Annotated in this window: 21 protein-coding genes; 17 read left to right on the forward strand and 4 right to left on the reverse strand. The window is 59.1% G+C overall.

The genetic code is table 11. The features are described from left to right. Positions 1 to 459: 459 nt before the first annotated feature. On the reverse strand, positions 460 to 930 hold the full coding sequence (locus tag HMPREF2978_RS13110; protein ID WP_070743300.1) for a hypothetical protein: 471 nt from the start codon (positions 928 to 930) through the stop codon (positions 460 to 462). 224 nt (positions 931 to 1154) lie between these two features. Between HMPREF2978_RS13110 and HMPREF2978_RS00250 the strand changes: the two genes are divergently transcribed. The 17 genes from HMPREF2978_RS00250 (at position 1155) to der (ending at position 17403) form a co-directional block, all read left to right on the forward strand. Continuing rightward, on the forward strand, positions 1155 to 2090 hold the full coding sequence (locus tag HMPREF2978_RS00250) for a tetratricopeptide repeat protein (protein WP_070524804.1): 936 nt from the start codon (positions 1155 to 1157) through the stop codon (positions 2088 to 2090). Next, positions 2090 to 3073, forward strand: coding sequence for an HAD-IIA family hydrolase (locus HMPREF2978_RS00255; protein ID WP_070743350.1), 984 nt, complete (start codon positions 2090 to 2092; stop codon positions 3071 to 3073). The genes HMPREF2978_RS00250 and HMPREF2978_RS00255 overlap by 1 nt, the downstream gene beginning before the upstream one ends. After that, positions 3064 to 3225: a hypothetical protein gene (locus tag HMPREF2978_RS13115; RefSeq protein ID WP_168162393.1), complete on the forward strand. Its 162-nt coding sequence runs from the start codon at positions 3064 to 3066 to the stop codon at positions 3223 to 3225. The genes HMPREF2978_RS00255 and HMPREF2978_RS13115 overlap by 10 nt, the downstream gene beginning before the upstream one ends. Before the next feature lie 39 nt (positions 3226 to 3264). Next, entirely contained in the window at positions 3265 to 4074 is an 810-nt protein-coding gene (locus HMPREF2978_RS00260) for a TlyA family RNA methyltransferase (RefSeq protein ID WP_070743304.1), read from the forward strand. Beyond that, positions 4071 to 4982: an NAD kinase gene (locus tag HMPREF2978_RS00265; protein ID WP_070743308.1), complete on the forward strand. Its 912-nt coding sequence runs from the start codon at positions 4071 to 4073 to the stop codon at positions 4980 to 4982. Before HMPREF2978_RS00260 ends, HMPREF2978_RS00265 begins: the two co-directional genes overlap by 4 nt. Before the next feature lie 38 nt (positions 4983 to 5020). Further along, positions 5021 to 6697 carry a DNA repair protein RecN gene (gene recN, locus HMPREF2978_RS00270; protein ID WP_070743312.1) on the forward strand — a complete coding sequence of 559 codons (1677 nt, stop codon included), beginning with the start codon at positions 5021 to 5023 and terminating at the stop codon, positions 6695 to 6697. 26 nt (positions 6698 to 6723) lie between these two features. Next, complete coding sequence (gene steA, locus HMPREF2978_RS00275) at positions 6724 to 7908, forward strand: putative cytokinetic ring protein SteA (RefSeq protein ID WP_070524811.1); 1185 nt, start codon at positions 6724 to 6726, stop codon at positions 7906 to 7908. Next, on the forward strand, positions 7908 to 8867 hold the full coding sequence (locus HMPREF2978_RS00280; RefSeq protein WP_070524813.1) for a copper transporter: 960 nt from the start codon (positions 7908 to 7910) through the stop codon (positions 8865 to 8867). Before steA ends, HMPREF2978_RS00280 begins: the two co-directional genes overlap by 1 nt. Continuing rightward, entirely contained in the window at positions 8868 to 9506 is a 639-nt protein-coding gene (locus HMPREF2978_RS00285) for an NUDIX domain-containing protein (RefSeq protein ID WP_070524815.1), read from the forward strand. Beyond that, complete coding sequence (gene xerD / locus HMPREF2978_RS00290; protein WP_083298935.1) at positions 9503 to 10426, forward strand: site-specific tyrosine recombinase XerD; 924 nt, start codon at positions 9503 to 9505, stop codon at positions 10424 to 10426. Before HMPREF2978_RS00285 ends, xerD begins: the two co-directional genes overlap by 4 nt. A gap of 44 nt (positions 10427 to 10470) precedes the next feature. Beyond that, the gene (locus tag HMPREF2978_RS00295) at positions 10471 to 11586 is read left to right on the forward strand and encodes a hypothetical protein (RefSeq protein WP_070524819.1); all 1116 of its coding nucleotides are present in this window, start codon (positions 10471 to 10473) and stop codon (positions 11584 to 11586) included. Positions 11587 to 11756: 170 nt separating this feature from the next. Then, positions 11757 to 12629: a ParA family protein gene (locus tag HMPREF2978_RS00300; protein WP_046649257.1), complete on the forward strand. Its 873-nt coding sequence runs from the start codon at positions 11757 to 11759 to the stop codon at positions 12627 to 12629. 9 nt (positions 12630 to 12638) lie between these two features. Then, positions 12639 to 13436 (forward strand): segregation and condensation protein A, encoded by a 798-nt coding sequence (locus HMPREF2978_RS00305; protein WP_070524821.1) that lies wholly within the window; start codon positions 12639 to 12641, stop codon positions 13434 to 13436. A 16-nt stretch (positions 13437 to 13452) separates the two neighbouring features. Then, the gene (scpB, locus tag HMPREF2978_RS00310) at positions 13453 to 14067 is read left to right on the forward strand and encodes an SMC-Scp complex subunit ScpB (RefSeq protein WP_070743316.1); all 615 of its coding nucleotides are present in this window, start codon (positions 13453 to 13455) and stop codon (positions 14065 to 14067) included. 87 nt (positions 14068 to 14154) lie between these two features. Next, positions 14155 to 15072, forward strand: a complete 918-nt coding sequence (locus HMPREF2978_RS00315) for a pseudouridine synthase (protein WP_070524825.1) — start codon at positions 14155 to 14157, stop codon at positions 15070 to 15072. After that, entirely contained in the window at positions 15072 to 15782 is a 711-nt protein-coding gene (gene cmk, locus HMPREF2978_RS00320) for a (d)CMP kinase (protein ID WP_070743319.1), read from the forward strand. Before HMPREF2978_RS00315 ends, cmk begins: the two co-directional genes overlap by 1 nt. Next, on the forward strand, positions 15775 to 17403 hold the full coding sequence (gene der, locus HMPREF2978_RS00325) for a ribosome biogenesis GTPase Der (protein WP_070743322.1): 1629 nt from the start codon (positions 15775 to 15777) through the stop codon (positions 17401 to 17403). The genes cmk and der overlap by 8 nt, the downstream gene beginning before the upstream one ends. 2 nt (positions 17404 to 17405) lie before the next feature. Here the strand turns inward: der and HMPREF2978_RS00330 are convergent, their stop codons facing one another. The 3 genes from HMPREF2978_RS00330 to HMPREF2978_RS00340 are packed head-to-tail and all read right to left on the reverse strand — an operon-like array spanning position 17406 to position 19917. Next, entirely contained in the window at positions 17406 to 18014 is a 609-nt protein-coding gene (locus HMPREF2978_RS00330) for a response regulator transcription factor (RefSeq protein ID WP_070743325.1), read from the reverse strand. Then, on the reverse strand, positions 18011 to 19126 hold the full coding sequence (locus tag HMPREF2978_RS00335; RefSeq protein ID WP_070743328.1) for a sensor histidine kinase: 1116 nt from the start codon (positions 19124 to 19126) through the stop codon (positions 18011 to 18013). The genes HMPREF2978_RS00330 and HMPREF2978_RS00335 overlap by 4 nt, the downstream gene beginning before the upstream one ends. Continuing rightward, positions 19123 to 19917 (reverse strand): ABC transporter permease, encoded by a 795-nt coding sequence (locus tag HMPREF2978_RS00340; protein ID WP_070743331.1) that lies wholly within the window; start codon positions 19915 to 19917, stop codon positions 19123 to 19125. Before HMPREF2978_RS00340 ends, HMPREF2978_RS00335 begins: the two co-directional genes overlap by 4 nt.

A 19917-nucleotide genomic window follows, 5' to 3' on the forward strand; every position in this document is an offset into this window, starting at 1 on the left:
ATAGCTAACCCCCGACGTGTCTACTTTCCGGGGGCCAGGCCCGTTGGTGGGGTTTAGCGTATGTGGCCTTTGCGACTAGGTCTGCACTTATGGACATGCACAAACACATTAGCCGAGCTTCAAGATTCCGGAGCATATAGCCATTCAGTTGGAGGAGTGATCCGTTCGATCAAAGGCTCATGCAGTCGAGAAAATGCTCCTTGCACCGCGCCTTGAGCGCATCGGCTTATTGATATCCTTCATATCAGTGCTTTGGTAGGAAAGTAGGGAGTACGCGATGCGGTTTACCCAAACGTCGGCTACGTTCTCTCATTCCTACAACGCTGCCTTCCTCAGGGACCTGAAGTCTGTGCGCTTCAGTACACAGAATGGTAATCCTTCCTCTTCCAGGCTTCTCGATGCATTTTGTCGAAGGGGCCTATACCGCAGGTACGTGATGGGCGTGGCGGCTTACTGTTCTTAGTCATTATGGTTGTGGCCTCGGCCTGCATCTTCCTCTTTGCTTTTCTGCTCAATGGCTTTGAAATCTCTTGGTTGCTTGCGTTCCTTGTTGGCTCGTTGTTGTGTTATCACTGTTTCGTCGTGGCGCGCCAGTGGGTGTTCGCCCGTCGAATTAGCGTCGCCTGGAACAATGGTTGGATTGACTTCTACCCTGTGCTCTTGGGCAGTTTCTTCTGTAGTGAAGGGCACCCCCGAACAGGAAAGAATCACTACCTGTATGCGACGAAGGGTCTTGTTCTCGCGCCAAATGGAGATTCCCATTGCATCGAAGTGCGCGTCGAAGGAATTAGCCCTCACCGGATGAGTATGCAGGGCGTAGCCCTGGCCCGGGATGCCGAAAGGATTCGTCTTGACGTCATGCGCAACAACGGTTGGACCTTTTGGGCAGTCGTCCGTGGTATGCCATTGGAGCACGGAAGCGTAGAGCATGGACTTAGCTCTTCGCAGGTGGCTGCGGGATTAGAGTGCGTGCGTGGTGAGTGGCGTTTGGGTAAGGTTGCCTGGCCTCCGAATAGTGTGTAGTCGCCGAACTGGGACCGTAGGTTGTGGGGCACTTCACTAGCAGTTGGTTCGTATTGCCGTTTCTGGGGCCGTGACCTGTAGACTGGTTCGGTACATACGGACACGTCTACCGCAGAAAGTGCATGGCTTTAATGTCTGAATCCAACTCCCGTAACCACGGCCGTGGCCGCGAAGGTTCCGCAGAAGGCAACCGTGGGCACTACGGCTCTGGGGGCCGAAAGTTTGAGAAGCACGGCGGCGCAGCGGGGCGTCGAGAAGAGCGTCGCGGTGATTTTCGTGACGACCGCCGAGGTGGCCGCGCAGGCGCTAAACCTCGCCGCAACGACCGCAATGGGCATGGCGGCAAAAACAAGGTCTCGCATCCACAGCGTTCAGGCTACCGTGAGGAGCGCATCAATCGTCGTATGACAGATCCAGATCTGCCATCTGATATCGACATTACGGATCTCGATCCTTCGGTACTTCAGGATCTTTCGTCGCTCTCCAAGGAAAACTCCGAAGCCGTTGCTAAACACCTCATCATGGCGGCAACGTGGCTTGAGGACGACTCCCAACTGTCGCTACGCCATGCACGTGCTGCCAAGGACCGTGCCGGCCGGGTATCAGTCGTCCGTGAGATGAACGGAATCGCTGCATACAGGGCGGGAGAGTGGAAGGAAGCTCTTGCTGAGCTGCGAGCAGCGCGTCGCATTTCCGGTGGCCCTGGGCTGCTCGCCGTCATGGCTGATTGCGAGCGAGGCCTCGGGCGCCCAGAAAAGGCTGTTGATTTGTGGCGCGGCGAGGAGGCTAAGGAACTCGCGCCGGAGGACGCGGTCGAGTTGGCTATTGTTGCTGCAGGGGCGCGATTGGACATGGGGCAGGCAGATTCCGCCGTAGTTACCATCCAACGCGCGAAGCCTTCTAAGGATTCCACGGGATTCTCGGCATGCCGCCTTTCCTACGCCTACGCCAATGCGTTGTTGGAGGCTGGCCGCAAGGAAGAGGCCCGGGAGTGGTTCCAGCATGCGGTTGACATCGACGAAGGAGACTGGACCGACGCTGCAGAGCGTCTGGCCGAGTGCAAATAATGAGTATTCTCAAAACCCATGATTCATTGCTCCTCGATCTCGACGGAACAGTATGGGAGGGAGGACAGGCTCTCCAGTGCGTCGTTGACGTGGTCAATTCGTGCGGTATTCCTGCAGTTTATGTCACGAACAATGCATCCCGAAGCCCGCAAACCGTAGCCGGTATGCTCGGCGAGATCGGCTTGGAGACGGATGCGCAACACGTTGTTACCTCTGCGCAAGCGGTAGTCAAGATCGCTCGTGAGGAACTTCCAGCAGGCGCGAAAGTCCTCGTCATCGGCGCGGACTCATTTCGTTCACTGGCGCGTGAGGCGGGCTTCGATGTTGTGCACAGTGCCGACGATAAGCCCGCCGCGGTCCTGCAAGGTATGGATAAGTCAGTGGGCTGGGAGCAGCTCTCCGAAGGCGCGTTGGCAATTAGTCACGGCGCAAAGTTCTTTGCCTCCAACCTGGATACGTCTCTTCCGACGGAGCGCGGAATGGCTGTGGGCAACGGCTCGCTAGTCGCAGCTATCGTTTCTACTACCGGCGTAGAACCCATTTCGGCAGGTAAGCCGGAACCCGCTATGTTTACTCAAGCAGCTAAGCTCGTGGGCTCGACGAAACCTCTAGCTGTAGGGGACCGCCTTGACACGGACATTGTTGGCGGCAACAACGCTGCAATGGATACCTTCCATGTTCTTACAGGTGTGTCCCGGGAGCTTGCTCTCATTGAAGCTACTGCGGAGGAACGCCCTGACTTCATTGGCGCAGGATTCCACGAGCTCTCCTTATCGGCTGCACAGGCGCGACCAGGTTCCCAGGGAGGATTCCGGGCACGGTTTGACGGCTACGACATCGTTCTTCAAGGTGGGAACGAGAAATCGACGTCGATCGAGGCGTTGCGTACCGTCCTCGAAGTTGCATGGGCCGGTAATGAGCCGCCTCGCTACATTCAGCCACGGAGTGAAGCCGCGGAGAGGGTTGTGTCTACATGGCGGTAAAGCCTCATGATCCGCGCGCGGTTTTGGCTCCGGAGAAGCTGGATGCGTCGCTCGCGGAGATTCTCAATGAACCAGCTGAAAGCCTTGAACAAGAACTTGCTCAGCTGGATCGCGCTCATACTGTGCTGCGGGATGCGCTCCAAGACAATTAGCGCTGACCGTCGAGGATTCTAAGAGAAGAGGAGCTTTTCATGCCACCGCAACGCCGCCGTCTCGACGCGGAGTTAGTGCGCCGAAAGATTGCGCGCTCACGGGAGCAAGCCGTTGAGATGATCAAGGCCGGCCGTGTGACCGTCGGGGGCTTCAAAGCGATGAAGCCCGCGACGGTGGTTGAGCCCGAAGTATCTATCAAGGTTGAGGCCAGCGAGGGGGATGATTGGGCTTCGCGTGGCGCGCATAAGCTCCTTGGAGCTCTCGAGGCTTTCGATGTCGACCTTAGAGGAAAGCGGGTGCTGGATGCGGGGGCATCGACTGGCGGCTTTACCGATGTGTGCCTGCGTCGAGGTGCCGCGGAGGTGCTTTCTGTCGACGTGGGCTACGGGCAGTTGTTGTGGCGTTTGCAGAATGACGAACGAGTTACGGTGCTCGACCGCACCAACATTCGCCACCTGACACTTGAGCACACGAATGGTCCCTGCGACGCCATGGTTGGTGACCTATCGTTTATCTCCCTGAAGCTTGTGCTTCCAGCGATTGCATCGTGCATGGCTGAGGGTGCGTGGCTATTGCCCATGGTCAAGCCACAGTTTGAGGTGGGCAAAGACCGGATAGGGTCCGGTGGCGTGGTGCGCTCTCCTGAGCTACGGGCGGAAGTAACAAAGGATGTCGCTATCTTCGCTCAGGGGCTCGGGCTCAGCGTGAAAGGCGTGGCGGCATCCCCGCTACCTGGACCAAGCGGAAATGTTGAGTATTTCCTCTGGTTGGTCAAGGATGGATTGTCCACCCCGGAAGATAGGCTTGATGCAATGATCGAGACGGCTATCAAGGAAGGACCCCAGTGAGCAGTATTGGCGCCGCGGAGGTTACCAACCGCCGCGAAATTCTTCTTGTTCCGCACGCCAGCCGTGAGGATAACCTTGCGGCCACGCACCGCGCGGCGGAATTGCTGCAAGAGGCAGGCATCAAGGTACGCGTCTGCGCAGCGGATACCGTTCTTCCCGGTTTGCAGCATGTGCGGCACACTCCGGCGGCAGCCGAAGGCTGTGAGCTGGTGCTGGTGCTCGGCGGCGATGGCACATTCTTGCGCGCTGCGGATATGGCGCGTGCGGTGGATGTTCCCGTCTTGGGCATCAATTTGGGACACGTGGGCTTCCTCGCAGAGTGGGAAGCGGAGTCCCTGGATAGGGCGATCGTGCGTGTGATCGAGCAATCCTATGACGTCGAAGACCGCCTGACCATTGACGTTGCAGTGTTTGATGCCGAAGGAAAGCTGCGGGAGCGTAGCTGGGCCCTCAACGAGGCCTCGATTGAGAACCTCAACCGCTCAGGAGTCCTCGATGCCATTCTCGAGGTGGATGGGCGCCCAGTTTCATCTTTTGGGTGCGATGGTGTACTTATCTCCACTCCGACTGGCTCTACGGCCTATGCCTTTTCAGCGGGTGGTCCTGTCTTGTGGCCCTCTCTCGATGCCATCCTGGTGGTGCCGAACAATGCGCATGCGCTGTTTACCAAACCACTCGTAGTATCTCCGGATTCGCAGGTGGCGGTGGAATCGGCCTCGGCTACGACTCCGGCCGTGGTAATTCTCGATGGTTTCCGTGAGATTTCTATGCCACCGGGATCGCGCGTCGAAATCGTGCGTGGTGAAAGGCCCGTGCGCTGGGTTCGGTTGGACCAGCAGCCCTTCACCGACCGCCTCGTGTCCAAGCTCCGCCTGCCCGTGGAAGGTTGGCGCGGGCCCCGGCATTAACTGCCCTAGCGCGTATTCAGGAAGGAAGATACCGCACTGTGCTCGTTGATATCAGTATTTCTGACCTCGGCGTTATCGAAAGCTCCACCGCGGAGCTCTCGCAGGGGCTTACCGTGCTTACCGGTGAAACTGGCGCCGGTAAGACTATGGTTGTGACTGGATTGCGCCTACTGGCTGGCGGTCGCGCTGATGCATCACGCGTGCGTGACGGGGCCTCAAAGGCGGCCGTGGAAGGTCATTTTTCCTCCGATTCACAGGCTGTGGCGGCGTTGGTCGAGGACGCAGGAGGAGAGCCGGATGAAAACGGTGAGTATATTGCCTCCCGCACGGTGTCTGCGGCAGGGCGCTCACGCGCCTATTTAGGCGGGCGTTCGGTGCCGGCGGCGACATTGGGGGAATTCGCTTCCCACCTCATCACTGTGCATGGGCAAAATGATCAACTGCGCTTGCTGTCGGCTGATCAACAGTTGGCGGCTATCGATCGCTTCGAGCCTTCTATCGAGAAGATCCGTACCGCGTATACCGAGGCTTTTAGGCAGTGGCGCGCATTGGCCAAGGACTACCAGCGCCGCACGGAATCTCGGCGTGAGATGGCCCAAGAAGTAGACCGGTTGCAGTTCGCCATCAGGGAGATTTCTGATCTCGATCCAGAGCCGGGCGAAGACACTGAGCTCGTGGTGCTGATCAAGCGTTTGCAGGACGTCGATGCCCTGCGCGAGGGCGCCGCCACCGCTCTGAGTGCTCTGGATGGCGGCGAGGGGTTTGGTGATGAGGACACAGCCGTCAACCTTGTCGGTGCAGCTGAATCGGCATTAACTGGGGCGAGCGATGCCGAGCTGACCAGGCTAGGAGAGCGGTTGAGTGAAGTCACCACACAGCTGACCGATATCGCTGCCGAGCTCACCACGTATTTGAGCGATCTGCCCGCGGATCCCAACCTCCTCGAGGAATCTCTGCAACGCCAGCAAGAGCTCAAGCTCCTCACGCGCAAGTATGCCGCTGACATCGATGGAGTTCTGGCCTGGCGGGACGCCGCTGAGGCGAAACTTGCGACCTTGGATACCTCCACCGAGGCCCTCGAAGCTTTGAGGAAGGAAGTAATGGAGGCCGAAAGGACGATGGTGGACAAGGCAGAAGCACTCACTGCTGCCCGTACCAAGGCAGCGAAGAAACTGGGTGCTCAGGTTTCCGAAGAGATCCACGGCTTGGCCATGCCAAACTCCACCTTGACGGCCGCCGTAAAGAAGACCAAATATTCCAAAACGGGTGCGGATGAGGTGGAGTTCCAGCTCAACGGCAAACCGCTAGCTTCTGCAGCCTCGGGAGGTGAGCTCTCCCGTGTCATGCTGGCTATGGAGGTGGTTCTGGCCAGCGGCGATGGCGCCACGCTGGTCTTCGATGAGGTCGATGCCGGTGTCGGAGGGCGCGCGGCGGTGGAGATTGGGCGTCGCCTAGCACGTCTTTCGACTACCAACCAGGTCATCTGCGTTACCCACCTGCCACAGGTAGCTGCCTATGCAGATTCGCACCTGCATGTGTCCAAGGAGAAGTTCACGTCAGGCGTGGCGGATTTGACCGCCGAGGAGCGCGTCGAGGAACTCGCGCGTATGCTCGCTGGTCTCGATGACACCGCGACCGGTCGCGCGCACGCTCAGGAGCTTTTTGATAGAGCTCAAGCAGAAGTTGAGACTTTCCGCGCGCCTTCCACACATTGAGCCCTTAACAGGGGAAACTGTCAGGCATGAGTCTGTTTTCCCGTAACACCGATCTGCCTGGAGAACACGGCGCGCTGCGTGATTGCACCCCGGGTGGCAAAGGCATGAAGAAGTTTAGCGCTGGTGACTTCGTCGTCATCAACGCTGCCAATATTTCCCGCCAAGAGGCCCAGACCCTCGTGGACATGAAGCCGGCCGCCGTTATCAATGTCGCCGAGTTTTCCACTGGTTCTATCCCGAACTATGGCCCGCATATGTTGCTTGACGCCGACGTCACCCTCGTTGAGGGCGTCGGTCAAGACTTCGTGAGCAACTTCAAGGATGGAAAGAAGGCACGACTCACTGAGGATGGAGCGATTTATTCTGGTGATACCCAGCTATCCTCCGGAACGGTAGTTACTCGTGACCGGGCGGAGAAGAATTTCGCTTCTGCCCAACAGGAACTCATCGATCACATGGAGGCATACTTCGGCAACTCCATCGAGTTCATTCATTCCGAGGGGCCCCTGCTCATCGACGGCCTGGGCGTACCCGATGCGGGTTCCGACATGGCTGGGCGCAAAGTTCTCGTGGTCTCGCCCTCCGAGGAACACCGTAAGAAGCTGACACTTCTGCGCAATTTCATCCGCGAGTATGAACCCATCATCATTGGCGTGGATTCTGCAGCCGATACGTTGGTAGAGCTGGGTTACCAGCCCCACTTCATCGTGGGAAACCCCTCCGAGGTGAGCTCGGAAACCTTGCGCAGCGGCGCCCAGGTTATTCTTCCCGCTGAGCCAGACGGGACCGCTGAAGGGCTCGAGCGCATTCAGGATCTGGGGATAGGCGCGATGACTTTCCCGGCAGCTACGGACTCAGCCACCGACCTTGCCCTTCTGTTAGCGGACTACCACGAAGCCCAGATGATCGTGCAGGTCGGGGGAGCCCTCGATCTCGATGATATCTTCGCCAATGAACCGAATGCTACGCCAGCGGCCTTGCTGTGCCACATGAAGGCCGGAACGCGCCTGGTGGATGCGGACGCTGTTATTAACCTCTATACTGCGCCGAATTCCGGAGCTATGGGGTGGCTGTGGGCGCTGCTCGGCATTCTCGTGGCGCTCGCTGTGGTTATTCTGATCGTCGGCTTGGGCGGCGATGAATCCTTCCTCCAGAACTTGATCGATACCTGGAATAACTTCGCATTGAGCGTGCAGGGGTGGTTCAAGTGATGATGTCGCCTAAATCCTTCGTCGTTGCCGGGCTCGGTTTCGGCGCAGCACTAGGCATCGCGCTCGGCACGCTGGTGATCGCCCCCAACATGGATTCCGCCCCTGGCCCCGGCGGTGAATCCACAGATGAGGTGCGGGAAAAATACAGCGAGCTGGTGATGGACAATAATATTGCAGAGGCCCAGCTGGACTCTGCGGATTCCGTCATGGCCGAACTCGGCCGTTTCGTGGTTGATGGAACCCTAGTCCAGCGCCCAGTCATGGTGCTGAGCATGCCCGATGCCGATGACGCCGATGTCAAGGCCGTGAAGGATCTGCTGGGGTCGGCGGATTCCACCGACGCCGGAAGCATCAAACTGACCGACAAATTCCTCGCCCAAGATTCGGCAGACAAGCTCCTGTCTCTCGTGACCTCTACCTTGCCGGCCGGTGCGAAGCTCGACAAGAAGAAGGTCGACGCCGGTACTCATTCTGGCCAAGCTCTCGCTGCGGGCCTGCTGATGGATGCTAAGACCACCCAGCCCCTTGCCAGCGTTGAGGACCGGGCCACCTTGCTGCGTGCCCTGCGCGATGCCGGCTATATCGACTACAAAGACGGGACTATCCTTCCCGCTCAAGCAGTCGTTGTCGTGGGCGGCGGCTTGGTCCCGGGTGATGATGAGAACAGCGCTGCTAAGAAGTACGCTATCGATACCACCGTCAAATTCCTCGAAGGTTTTGGTTCCGTAGACACCGCTATGGTCTATGCCGGTCGCGTGCAATCTGCCGGTGATGATGGAGTCCTGGATAAGCTTCGTGCCGCCAAGACAGGAATCAGCACTGTGGATTCTATCGATCACCCAGTGTCCCAGATGGCCACAGTTCTGGCGGTGAAAGAACAGCTGGATGGCGGTAAGGGCGTCTACGGTTCTGCGGCGAATGCTGAAGGCGCAGCGCCGGCGCTGCCGAAGGACCTCTAGATGTCACACGAGTTTCGCACGGTCGGTAGCGAGCTGCTTGTCGACGCCCCCATCATCGCCGTTCGTCGCGATGACGTCGTCATGCCAGGGGAGGTAGTAGCGCAACGCGAGATTGTAGAGCACCTCGGCGCCGTCGCCGTTGTGGCCTTGGACGAGAGCAACCGGGTCGCCATGGTGGAGCAGTACCGCCATAGCGTCGCCAAGCGCCTGTGGGAGCTACCGGCCGGATTACTCGACGTCAAGGGTGAAGATGAGCTCAGCGGCGCGCAACGCGAGCTCCAGGAGGAGGCCGGGTTAGTCGCCGAAGATTGGGCAGTGCTGACCGATTTGGTGACCTCCCCGGGCTTCTGTGAGGAAGCCGTGCGCGTCTTCTTAGCGCGGGGTCTGTCCTCCGTGGAGAAGCTCGCAGCCGAAGGCGATGAAGAAGCAGACATGAGTTTCGCCTGGGTGCCCCTCGATGAGGCCGTCGAGCGGATCCTCGCGGGGGAGATTGTGAACTCGATTGCGGTGGCGGGAATTCTCGCAGCTTATGCCTGTGTGCAAGAGGGGCGCACGGCGCGCTCGGTTGATGCGCCCTTCGAGCTGCGCCCGCAATCCCTAGCGCAACGGCGCCCTGGACCGGATCTGAAGAAGCTGTGACGCCGTCAAGCTCCGCCGCAGCTGCGGGAGAAGCATGGTTGATGCACCTCATGGTGGAAAAAGGTGCCTCAAAGAACACGGTGAGCAACTACCGCCGAGATATCAATCGCTATGTTGATTGGCTCGCGGAATCCGGCATCACGGACCTACGTCGGGTGACCCGCGCGCACGTGGAAAACTACCTCGTTTTTCTCCGAGAATCTTTAGCACAGTCCTCTGCAAGCCGCGCACTGATTGTGGCGCGCGGCTTGCACAAGTTTGCGCTAGCGGAGGGGATGATTGAGGAGGATGTGGCGGCGGAAGTGTCCCCGCCCAAGCGGGCGCAAGCATTGCCAGAAACACTCAGCGTGCACGACGTCGAGGCTCTCCTCAACGCTATCCCCACCGATGAATCCGCAACACCCGTTGATATTCGGGATCGCGCCCTTTTGGAAATGCTGTATGGAACGGGAGCCCGTATTTCCGAAGTGATTTCGCTGAGCGTGGACGATGTAACGGGTGAGGGACCGACGTCGGTACGTGACATCCTCGTGCTCAGCGGCAAAGGCGATAAGCAGCGCCTGGTTCCGCTGGGCTCGCATGCGGTGAAAGCGGTGGAGAACTACCTGGTGCGTGCCCGACCGGTTTTGGCAACGGGGGTCTCCCACGCCTTATTCCTCAACACTCGGGGAAGGGCTTTGTCGCGGCAAAGCGCCTGGGCTGCGATCAAGACCGCAGCGCAGCGTGCGCACCTGAGCACGAAGATTTCCCCGCACACTTTGCGGCATTCTTTTGCTACCCACCTGCTAGAAGGCGGGGCGGATGTGCGTACCGTGCAGGAGCTCTTGGGGCATTCTTCGGTGACGACAACACAGATCTACACGCACGTGACCGCGGATTCGCTCCGCGAGGTATGGCACACTGCGCACCCGCGTGCCTAGGGCACCTAGAATCATCACGACGTCTAGCAATGAAAAGGATTCTTATGGCTTCAACCGCATCTTTCTCCCGAACTTATCGCGGGATGGCTCTAGCCTTCGCGCTCACCGTAGCCCCGCTGTCCGGTATCGTCGCCGGCCCAGTGAGCGGGAAGGGTGAAATAGCTGGGTTTGGGGCGGCGGTTGCGCACGCGCAAGATGCCACCATCCCGGTGCCGGCTGGTCAGACGACAACCGTCTCCTTGCCTGTGCCTGTCGACGTCAACGTGGCCTCCGATGGGTGGAATGTGAGCGCTTCTGGTGGTACTGCAACGGTGACCGCGCCGGCAGCTGGAGGACAAATCAGTGTTCCGGTGACCTACCAGGGCGTAACCATGACTATCGTGCTCGTGGCAGATGCTGAGGTAACCGCCGAGGATCTCAATGATGCGGCTGAAAGCGGCGATCCGGACAGCCTCGGAGGGGGTCAGCAGAACCCAGGTGGCGCGGATAGTCTTGGGGGTAACAGGGATCCTCAGGGCAGCACAGGCGGAGATGAAAAAGAAGGCGGAAATGATCCTGCTACCGGCGGCTCGGTGCCTGCCACAGATGGCGGTGGCCAAGGACAAGAGCGCGCTCTGCGCACTGGCCGCGGCTGGGAGGGCGTCGATGATTCCCACACGGCCTATGTCAACCTGGAATCCACGATCGACGGACAGACAATTACTGCCAAGCTTGGGTTCAAGCAGGCTCTAGATCTGTACAACCGCTTCAAGCATCTTGAGGATGACGGGGTCACGCTGCGCTACCTCAATGCGGAGGGCGAGTTTGTGGAAGGCGTGAAGCGCGAGATCGATAAAGGCTCGCGCACGATGACTTTGACCTATCCAGAAGGTACGGAGCCCGACAATCCTTTCATCATGCAGTTCTTTAATAAGGACACTCAGTCCGCGGAGCTGGTAGTGACGCTTACGGATCCGACTCGTGAGAACGCTAGTGAGGTACCGCCGGAACAGCAGCTTGATTCTGATGGCGCTAACGGGTCTGACAGCGCGGAACAGGAGAGCTCGGGAGTGGGAGCTGGCGTGCTCGCAGCGGGCATTGTGGGCATCGGGATCATCGCTCTCATCGTCGGGTTCGTCGTGAAGAGGCGCCGCTCGACGTCAAAGGAAGAGCTTTCTTAATCTAGGCTGCAGTCTTTATTCTGTGGTTAGCGCTAGCTATAATCGCGACACGGGCGCCCAAGGGGTACCCTATAATCACAAGGATGTAAGAATGTAGCGCCGGTCGGGGCTGCAGTGTCGAAGCGGAAAGGCCGCAGAAGGCCGTACAGGTCAAGGAAGCAGGTGTGACTGTGAGCGACGAGGGACTGTTTGAGGCCTCGGAAACACAGGTCGGGTTGACCGGCCGCCCACTGCGGGAGCTTCCGGAACCAGAGCCGTTGGAAAAGCATGGTCCCGCGACAATCATCTCCATGTGCAACCAGAAGGGTGGCGTGGGAAAGACCACGTCCACTATTAACATGGGCGCATGTTTGGCAGAACTCGGGCGTAAAGTCCTCCTCGTTGACTTGGATCCCCAGGGTGCTCTTTCGGCCGGTCTGGGTCTGACCCACGACCAGATTCAAGACACCATTTATGACGTCATGCTCGACAGTGAGGTCTCGGTGCACTCAGCCATTGTGCATACCGGTGTGGCGGGGCTCGACCTTGTCCCGGCCAATATCGACCTGTCCGCCGCGGAAATCCAGATGGTCAATGAGGTAGGCCGCGAGCACACTCTGGCCCGCGCGCTGCGTCCTGTGCGCAAGGACTATGACTTCATCATCATTGACTGCCAGCCTTCCCTGGGCCTGCTGACCGTCAACGCCTTGGCTTGTTCGCAGGGCGTCATCATTCCTATGGAATGCGAGTTCTTCTCCCTGCGTGGTCTCGCTTTGTTGACCGACACTGTGGAAAAGGTGGCCGACCGAATCAATTTCGACCTCGAGATCATGGGCATTTTGGTCACCATGTTTGATCGCCGCACCCGCCACGCGCGCGAGGTTATGGACCGTGTGGTGGAGTACTTCGGTGACAAGGTTTTCGACACAGTGATTACCCGCACCGTGCGTTTCCCCGAGACATCTGTCGCCGGCGAGCCTATTACTACGTGGGCCCCGAGCTCCCAGGCGGCCAAGCAGTACCGCGACCTGGCTAAAGAGGTCATTGAGCGGGCTAACGGCTAGCCAGCTACTATGACCCAACCGGAGATCACCGGCTTTCGCATCGCGCTGGGCAACTTCGAGGGCCCGTTCGATCTGCTGCTCCAGCTGATTCAAGCAAAGAAGCTGGACGTTACGGAAGTGGCGCTGTCTGAAGTCACTGACGAGTTTGTGGCTTATACACGTGCGCTGGGAGAAACTGCGGACTTGGATGAGACCACGGAGTTCCTCCTCATTGCCGCAACACTCCTGGACCTGAAGGCAGCGCGTTTGCTACCGCGCGGCGAGGTTGATGATTTGGAGGACCTCGAGCTTCTGGAGACCCGCGATCTGCTTTTCGCGCGTTTGCTGCAGTACAAGGCCTATAAACAAGTAGCCGACCAGTTCGCGCAGTGGCAGCGTGCTGCCCAGCGGCGCTATCCGCGGGCGGTGGCAATGGAGGAGCGCTTTAGTGATCTCCTCCCGCCGGTGAAGCTGGGACACACCCCAGCGAGCTTCGCAGAGCTGGCCGCGGGTGTCTTCCGTCCCAAGCCGCCGGAGGAGGTCGCGACTGGGCACGTCCACCAAGTTGCCGTTTCTGTGCCGGAGCAGGCTGGAAAGATCCTCACTACGCTCAAGCTGCTGGGCACGGGGCAGTGGATGAGCTTCGATGCCTTAACGAGGGACTGTACCGTCTCTATGGAAGTCGTCGGCCGCTTCCTAGCGTTGCTAGAGCTGTATAAAGCCAAGGCTGTGGACGCTTCCCAGCCGGAATCCTTGGGGCCGCTCGAACTATCGTGGACTGGGCTCGACGTAGATCCCGCCGTGGTCGCAGCGGCGAACTGGGATTAAGGTACGCTACCGAAACATGGACGACACGTCATCCCCGGCACCTAGCGAAGCGGCTCCCTCCAACGTGCAGCGCGCTTTGCCCTTCATCCCGCAGCTGCGCTCACGCCTCGAATCGATACTCCTCGTCGTCGACTCGCCTGCGAGCGTGGAAGAGCTGGCCCGCGTGTTGGACGCGGAGCCCACTGTTGTTAGCGATACTTTGCGGGCTGTGGAACGGGAACTGACCGAGCGTGGTTCCGGAATCGACCTGCGTGAGACACCCGAGGGGTGGCGCTTCTATACGCGTAAAGAGAACGCAGATGCCGTCGAGCAGTTTGTTCTCGATGGCACCCAAACCAAACTCTCCCGCGCTGCCCTCGAAACCTTGGCGGTCATCGCATACCGCCAGCCGGTAACCCGAGCTCAAGTCGCAGGTGTTCGCGGCGTAAACGTTGATGGAGTCGTCCGGACACTATTGTTGCGTGGACTCATTCGGGAGATAGAAAGCCCTGAGCCCTCTGTGGGACATGCGCACCAGTATGAGACTACTGAGCTCTTCCTCGAGCTACTCGGCATTGATTCTCTTGAGCGCCTTCCGGATCTTGCTCCACTGCTGCCAGACATCGAGCAGATCGACGAGGACTACTCATAAAGGCATACTCTGCGGTAGGATTGCGGCCGGACAGAGGCGTGATTTCACGCCGAGCAAATTGAAGAACTATTGAGAGGACACACTCCCGTGACTCCACCCGCTCGCCGCGACGGCACACCGGAAAAGAAGAAGCGTGACAGCGACATGATCGTCTCGAACGCTAAGCCGGCTCGCCACCAGCATGTAAAGAAGAAGGCCACCGCAGATTCCATCGCCCGAGAGCTGGGCGCGGATTGGCTGGTAGACGGCAACAACACAAAGAATCCCCAGAACCAAGGCGAACGCCTCCAAAAGGTGTTGGCCAAGGCCGGCGTTGCTTCGCGCCGCCACGCTGAGATCCTGATCGATGAGGGCCGCGTCGAGGTCAACGGTCAGGTCATCATCAAGCAGGGCACCCGCGTGGATCCCAACAAGGACGTCATCCGGGTGGACGGCACCCGCATCAACGTCAACGAAGAGACACAGTACTTCGTGCTCAACAAGCCCCGCGGGATGCAGTCCACCATGTCGGATGACATGGGCCGGCCTTGCGTGGGTGATGTCGTGGCTGATCGCGTCGTGGCAGGTCAGCGCCTATTCCATGTCGGACGTCTTGACGCCGACACCGAGGGTCTCCTTTTGCTGACCAACGACGGCGAACTTGCTAACCGCCTCATGCACCCCAAATACGAGGTCACCAAGACGTACTTGGCCACAGTGCTGGGGGAGGCCGATAAGAAGCTCGTTCGTCAACTGCGCGAGGGCATCGAATTAGAAGATGGCTTGGCGCAGGCAGACTATGTCCAAATCGTGGACAAGAACCAGGGCTATTCGCTGGTGCGTGTCGAACTGCACGAGGGACGCAAGCACATCGTTCGCCGCATGTTGAAGGAAGCCGGCTACCCAGTGCAGCGCCTCGTGCGCACGAAGCTTCACACAGTACAGCTGGGTGATATGAAGCCTGGCTCCCTGCGTGCTCTGAACTCCAATGAATTGACCAGCCTGTACAAGGCGGTGGGGATGTAATGATTTCAAATATGCCTAATCAAGGTCTCATCTTGGCTGTGGATGGTCCTTCCGGAACCGGTAAGTCCACAACGTGCCGCGCGCTGGCCAAGCAGCTTGAGGCGAAGTATGTCGATACTGGGGCCATGTACCGCGTGGCTACTCTGGCTGTACTGCGCGCAGGGGTGGACCCGGTAGATACTGACGCGGTGATTGCCGCGACTGCAGACCTTCCCCTTGAGGTCTCCGATGACCCTGATTCCACCCAGGTTATCTTCGATGGCGAGGATGTCTCCCGCGTCATCCGTGAGGACGAGGTCACCCGTAATGTGTCGGCGGTATCGGCAATCCCGGAAGTACGTCAGAACCTCGTCGAACTGCAGCGGAAGCTGGCCGCACAGGCGCACCGCGCGATTGTTGAGGGACGTGACATCGGCACTGTCGTTCTCGCGGATGCCCCCGCGAAGGCGTATATGACGGCCAGTGCCGAGGTCCGCGCGCAGCGTCGCCACGACCAGAATCTCGCTGCCGGCATTGAATCGGATTTTGACACAGTGCTTGCCGACGTCGAACGACGCGACGCCGCAGACTCCTCCCGCGCCACCTCGCCGTTGCGCCCGGCCGAAGACGCAGTGCTTGTGGATACGTCCGAGATGACCCGCAAGGAAGTCCTCGACGCACTCATCGCCGTCGTGAAAGAATCGGCTGCAAAGGAGGCCTCGAATGACTAATGAACCGCAGAATCCGGACCTGAATCCGGAGCAGCAGCCGGAAGATTTTGAGACGGAATTCCACTACCCAGTAGGCAAACTCGAGGAAGAGGTCGTGCGCGATCCGCACGGCGGCTGGGCGCCGAAGGATTTCGATTCTGCGGACTTCGACTATGAGTTTGACGAGTCAGAATTCGACGACTCGGAATTCGGCGAGGCTGATTTCGGTGACGAAGAAGAACCGGCCGAAGGTGATGCCCCGCTGAGCGAGGAGGAATGGGAAGCTCTATCCCATGCCTTTGGAGTAGGTGAGGAGCACACGGAGGAAAACCTCTGCACGGTGGCCGTGGTGGGCCGGCCGAACGTGGGTAAGTCTTCCCTCGTTAACCGCTTCCTTGGCCGGCGTGAAGCAGTGGTGGAGGACCATCCTGGTGTGACCCGTGACCGTGTGTCCTACGTGGCGGACTGGAACGGCCAGCGCTTCTTCGTTCAGGACACCGGTGGCTGGGATCCAAACGTCAAGGGCATCCACGCCGCCATCGCACGTCAGGCAGAACAGGCCATGGAGACTGCCGACGTCATTGTGTTCGTGGTGGACACCAAGGTAGGCATCACGGAAACCGATGCTGTGATGGCTCGAAAGCTGCAGCGCTCTGAGGTGCCCGTCATCCTCGTCTCGAACAAGTTTGATTCGGAGACGATGTACGCAGATATGGCCGAGTTCTACGCGCTGGGCTTGGGGGATCCGTGGCCGGTATCCGCCCAGCACGGCCGGGGCGGCGCCGACGTCTTGGATGAGATTCTGCGCTTGTTTCCCGAGGAACCGCGCCATTCTTCGATTACCTCCGGGCCCCGCCGCGTAGCGCTGGTGGGCAAGCCAAACGTGGGAAAGTCCTCGCTTCTGAATAAGCTGACGGCGGAGGAGCGCTCCGTCGTGGACAATGCTGCCGGTACGACTGTCGACCCAGTCGACTCCTTGGTGCAGCTGGATCAGCGGCTATGGAAGTTCATCGACACTGCGGGCCTACGCAAGAAGGTTAAGAACGCGCAGGGCCACGAGTACTACGCTTCCCTGCGCACGCGCGGCGTGATCGATGCGGCCGAGGTGTGCATCATGCTCATCGATGCCTCCCAGGAAGTCTCTGAGCAAGATCAGCGCGTCCTTAACATGATTTTGGAAGCCGGTAAGGCTCTGGTCATCGCCTTCAATAAGTGGGACCTCGTGGATGAGGATCGCCGCTACTACTTGGACCGCGAGATCGATGAGAACCTGCGTCACCTACCGTGGGTGACCCGCGTGAATATCTCTGCCGAGACCGGCCGCGCCCTGCAGAAACTAGAGCCCGCCATGATTGAGGCTCTCGAGAGCTGGGATCAGCGCGTGTCTACTGGTCAGCTCAACAACTGGATGCGCGAGGCAATTGCCGCGAACCCACCGCCGATGAACAACAACCGTCTGCCGCGCGTGCTGTTCGCTACCCAGGCTTCGACACAGCCGCCGACCATCGTGCTGTTTACTACCGGCTTTTTGGATGCGGGTTATCGCCGCTATTTGGAGCGCAAGTTCCGCGAGCGCTTCGGTTTCCACGGCTCGCCGGTGCGCATCGCAGTGCGCGTACGCGAGCGCCGTCAACGCCGCTAGCATTAGATCCACCCGTTTGCTTCGGCCCGCCGTGCGGCCTCGAAGCGGTTTCCCGCTCGTGTCTTCGCCATGATGGCGGAGACATGGTTGCGCACTGTTCCGCCGCTGAGGTGAAGCTGTGAAGCGATATCAGCGGAACCGAGCCCACGGACGAGCAGGCGGCATACCTCTATTTCTCGTTCGCTCAGAGGGTTGTCGGGGGCAAAAAGAATGTCCTGAGCAAGCTGCGGGTCGATCACACGCAAACCCGAATGGACGCGGCGGATGGCGTCCGCGAGTTCGTCGGGAGGAGTGTCCTTGACCAGAAAACCGTCGACACCCGCCTGTAGCGCGCGCTTGACGTAGCCAGAACGCCCAAATGTGGTGACGATGAGGCTACGGCAGCCAGTATCTGCGATAGTGTGTGCCGCATCGATGCCATTCATGCCAGGCATTTCGATGTCCAGTAGCGCCACGTCAACGCTGTGCTGAGCGACGAGCCCGGAGACCTCAGTCCCTGAGGAACAGTCTGCAACGACATCAATGTCCGGTTCAGCATTGAGCAGTGCGGTAAGCGCTCCGCGGACTAAAGATTGATCTTCGGCAATGAGCACTCGGATGGGAGTCGTCATGATTGATGGGGATCCTTTATGTCAGGGGCGCCTTGAAGAGTCAGGAGGACCGTGGTTAAGCCATCGGCACGCCGGACTATAACGTCACCGCCCGCGTCTGCCGCGCGGCGTCGAAGACCGGCGAGGCCCGTGAGCCCGGCGGCAAGCGCGTGCGTAGCGTCTTCCGTGAAGCCGCGGCCGTTGTCCGTCACCTGAAGGGAGCTCTCGGTGAGGTTCACCCAGCACTCTGAAGCGCCGGAATGCCGCACCACGTTGGTGGTGAGTTCTCGCAATGCCCACGAGAAAAGTTCCTCATGTGACTTGGGCTGCGAAAGGGGATCAGGAAGGTGGGTTTTGATTTCGGCGGTTTCAAGGATTCGGCGCGCAGCTTGGAGCTCGCCGGTAAAGGTGGGGTTCTTCATGCGCGTTACTGTCGAACGGACCTCGGCAAGGGACATCCGTGAGAGAGCGCTAATCTCCTCGAGCTCGGCAGCCGCTTGAGACGGGTCGCGGTCGATGAAGCGGCGGGCTACTTCAGATTTGAGGTTGATTGCCGTGAGAGTATGACCGAGGAGATCATGGATATCGGAGGCGATATCCTCGCGCTGTTGGGCTAATTCCAAGTCGTGGCGCAAGGCGGTTTCTATATCTTCGCGTTGGGACAATGTGCCAAGCATCAAGATGAGCAGCGGCCAGCCGAAAAGGATCAATGCGAATTCGATAAAGCGCTGTTCCGCATAGAGCCAGAGAGGGATACTCAGTACGATTCCGGTCAGCGCAATGATGGTGGTTGCTGTCTTCAGCGGTTGCGTGAAGGATACTAAGGCCCCAAGGTATGGCACGAAGACCACGGCCCAGACACCGTGCGAGGGGATGGCAGCAAGCGCGAGGAGTGCGAGGATAAGCCACCAGGTGGTCACGCGACGCCGGTAGGACCACCCTTGTGGGTAGAAGTGCAGCGTACCGAAAGCAAGAGTGTAGGCCACGCAGAAGACGGCGGTGATTGCTATTGCCCAGATACGTTGGGCGGCGGAATGAGTGGGCTGGAAAAGGACTTGCACTAGTACTGGCAGGAGAAATACCAGCCACACCGCGGCAAAAGCAGCGTCGCGGGATTTGAAGCTGAGCATCATGCTCGGTTCCTGTCGCGCTTGTGAAGAAGCACGCACGCCCCGACGAAAACCACTATCCATACCGCGATATTAACCCATGCGTACCAGAGAGGATCTACGATAAAGAGCTGCTGGCCGTTGATCATCTGAGCACCTTCTGAGAGCGGCCAGCGCGCAAGAGCCTGCGCGCCGTACATGGGGGTGAACCGTCCAATGCCAAGGAGAGATTCTTTGAGCGGCATGAAGACATTTCCTGCAAACGCGAGGATAACGATGCTGGACGAAGCAATGGACACCGTGTTTTCCGAGGGAATGAGCATGGCGCAGGCCATGCCATAAAAGCCGAAGGGGATGGCACAGACAACGGTGGCGAGAAAGGCCAGTGCCCACTGATCCGGCTGCATGTTGGCTTTGGTGAGCGCTCCGGTTATGAAGACAGCGGCGATGGGCAAGATGGCGCGGACCGCGATATTGAGGAAGTGAGCAATGCCTAGCTGCCAGGGGCGTAGGGGAGTAAGCGCTAATTGCCGTCCCCACCCGGCGCGATTTTCTGCGACCATTGAGCCGGCTGCGCCGACAGCGCCTGTGGCGCCGGCATAGAGCGCCATGCCGATCATGACCATGGCGGCAACGTTTCCGCCGTTAAATTCGATGTCGCCGTATTCCTGCATGGCGCCGAAGAGAATGTAGAAAATGATCGGTAGCCCGATGCTAAAGAAGAGCGTTGCTAAGTCACGACGCAATCGCTTGAGGTCGTGACCGGCGTACCTAAGAGTTGTGGCGAAGTTGGGTGCGCTCATGGGGGTGCTCAT

Source organism: Corynebacterium sp. HMSC074C01, assembly GCF_001814605.1.
Lineage (GTDB): Bacteria > Actinomycetota > Actinomycetes > Mycobacteriales > Mycobacteriaceae > Corynebacterium.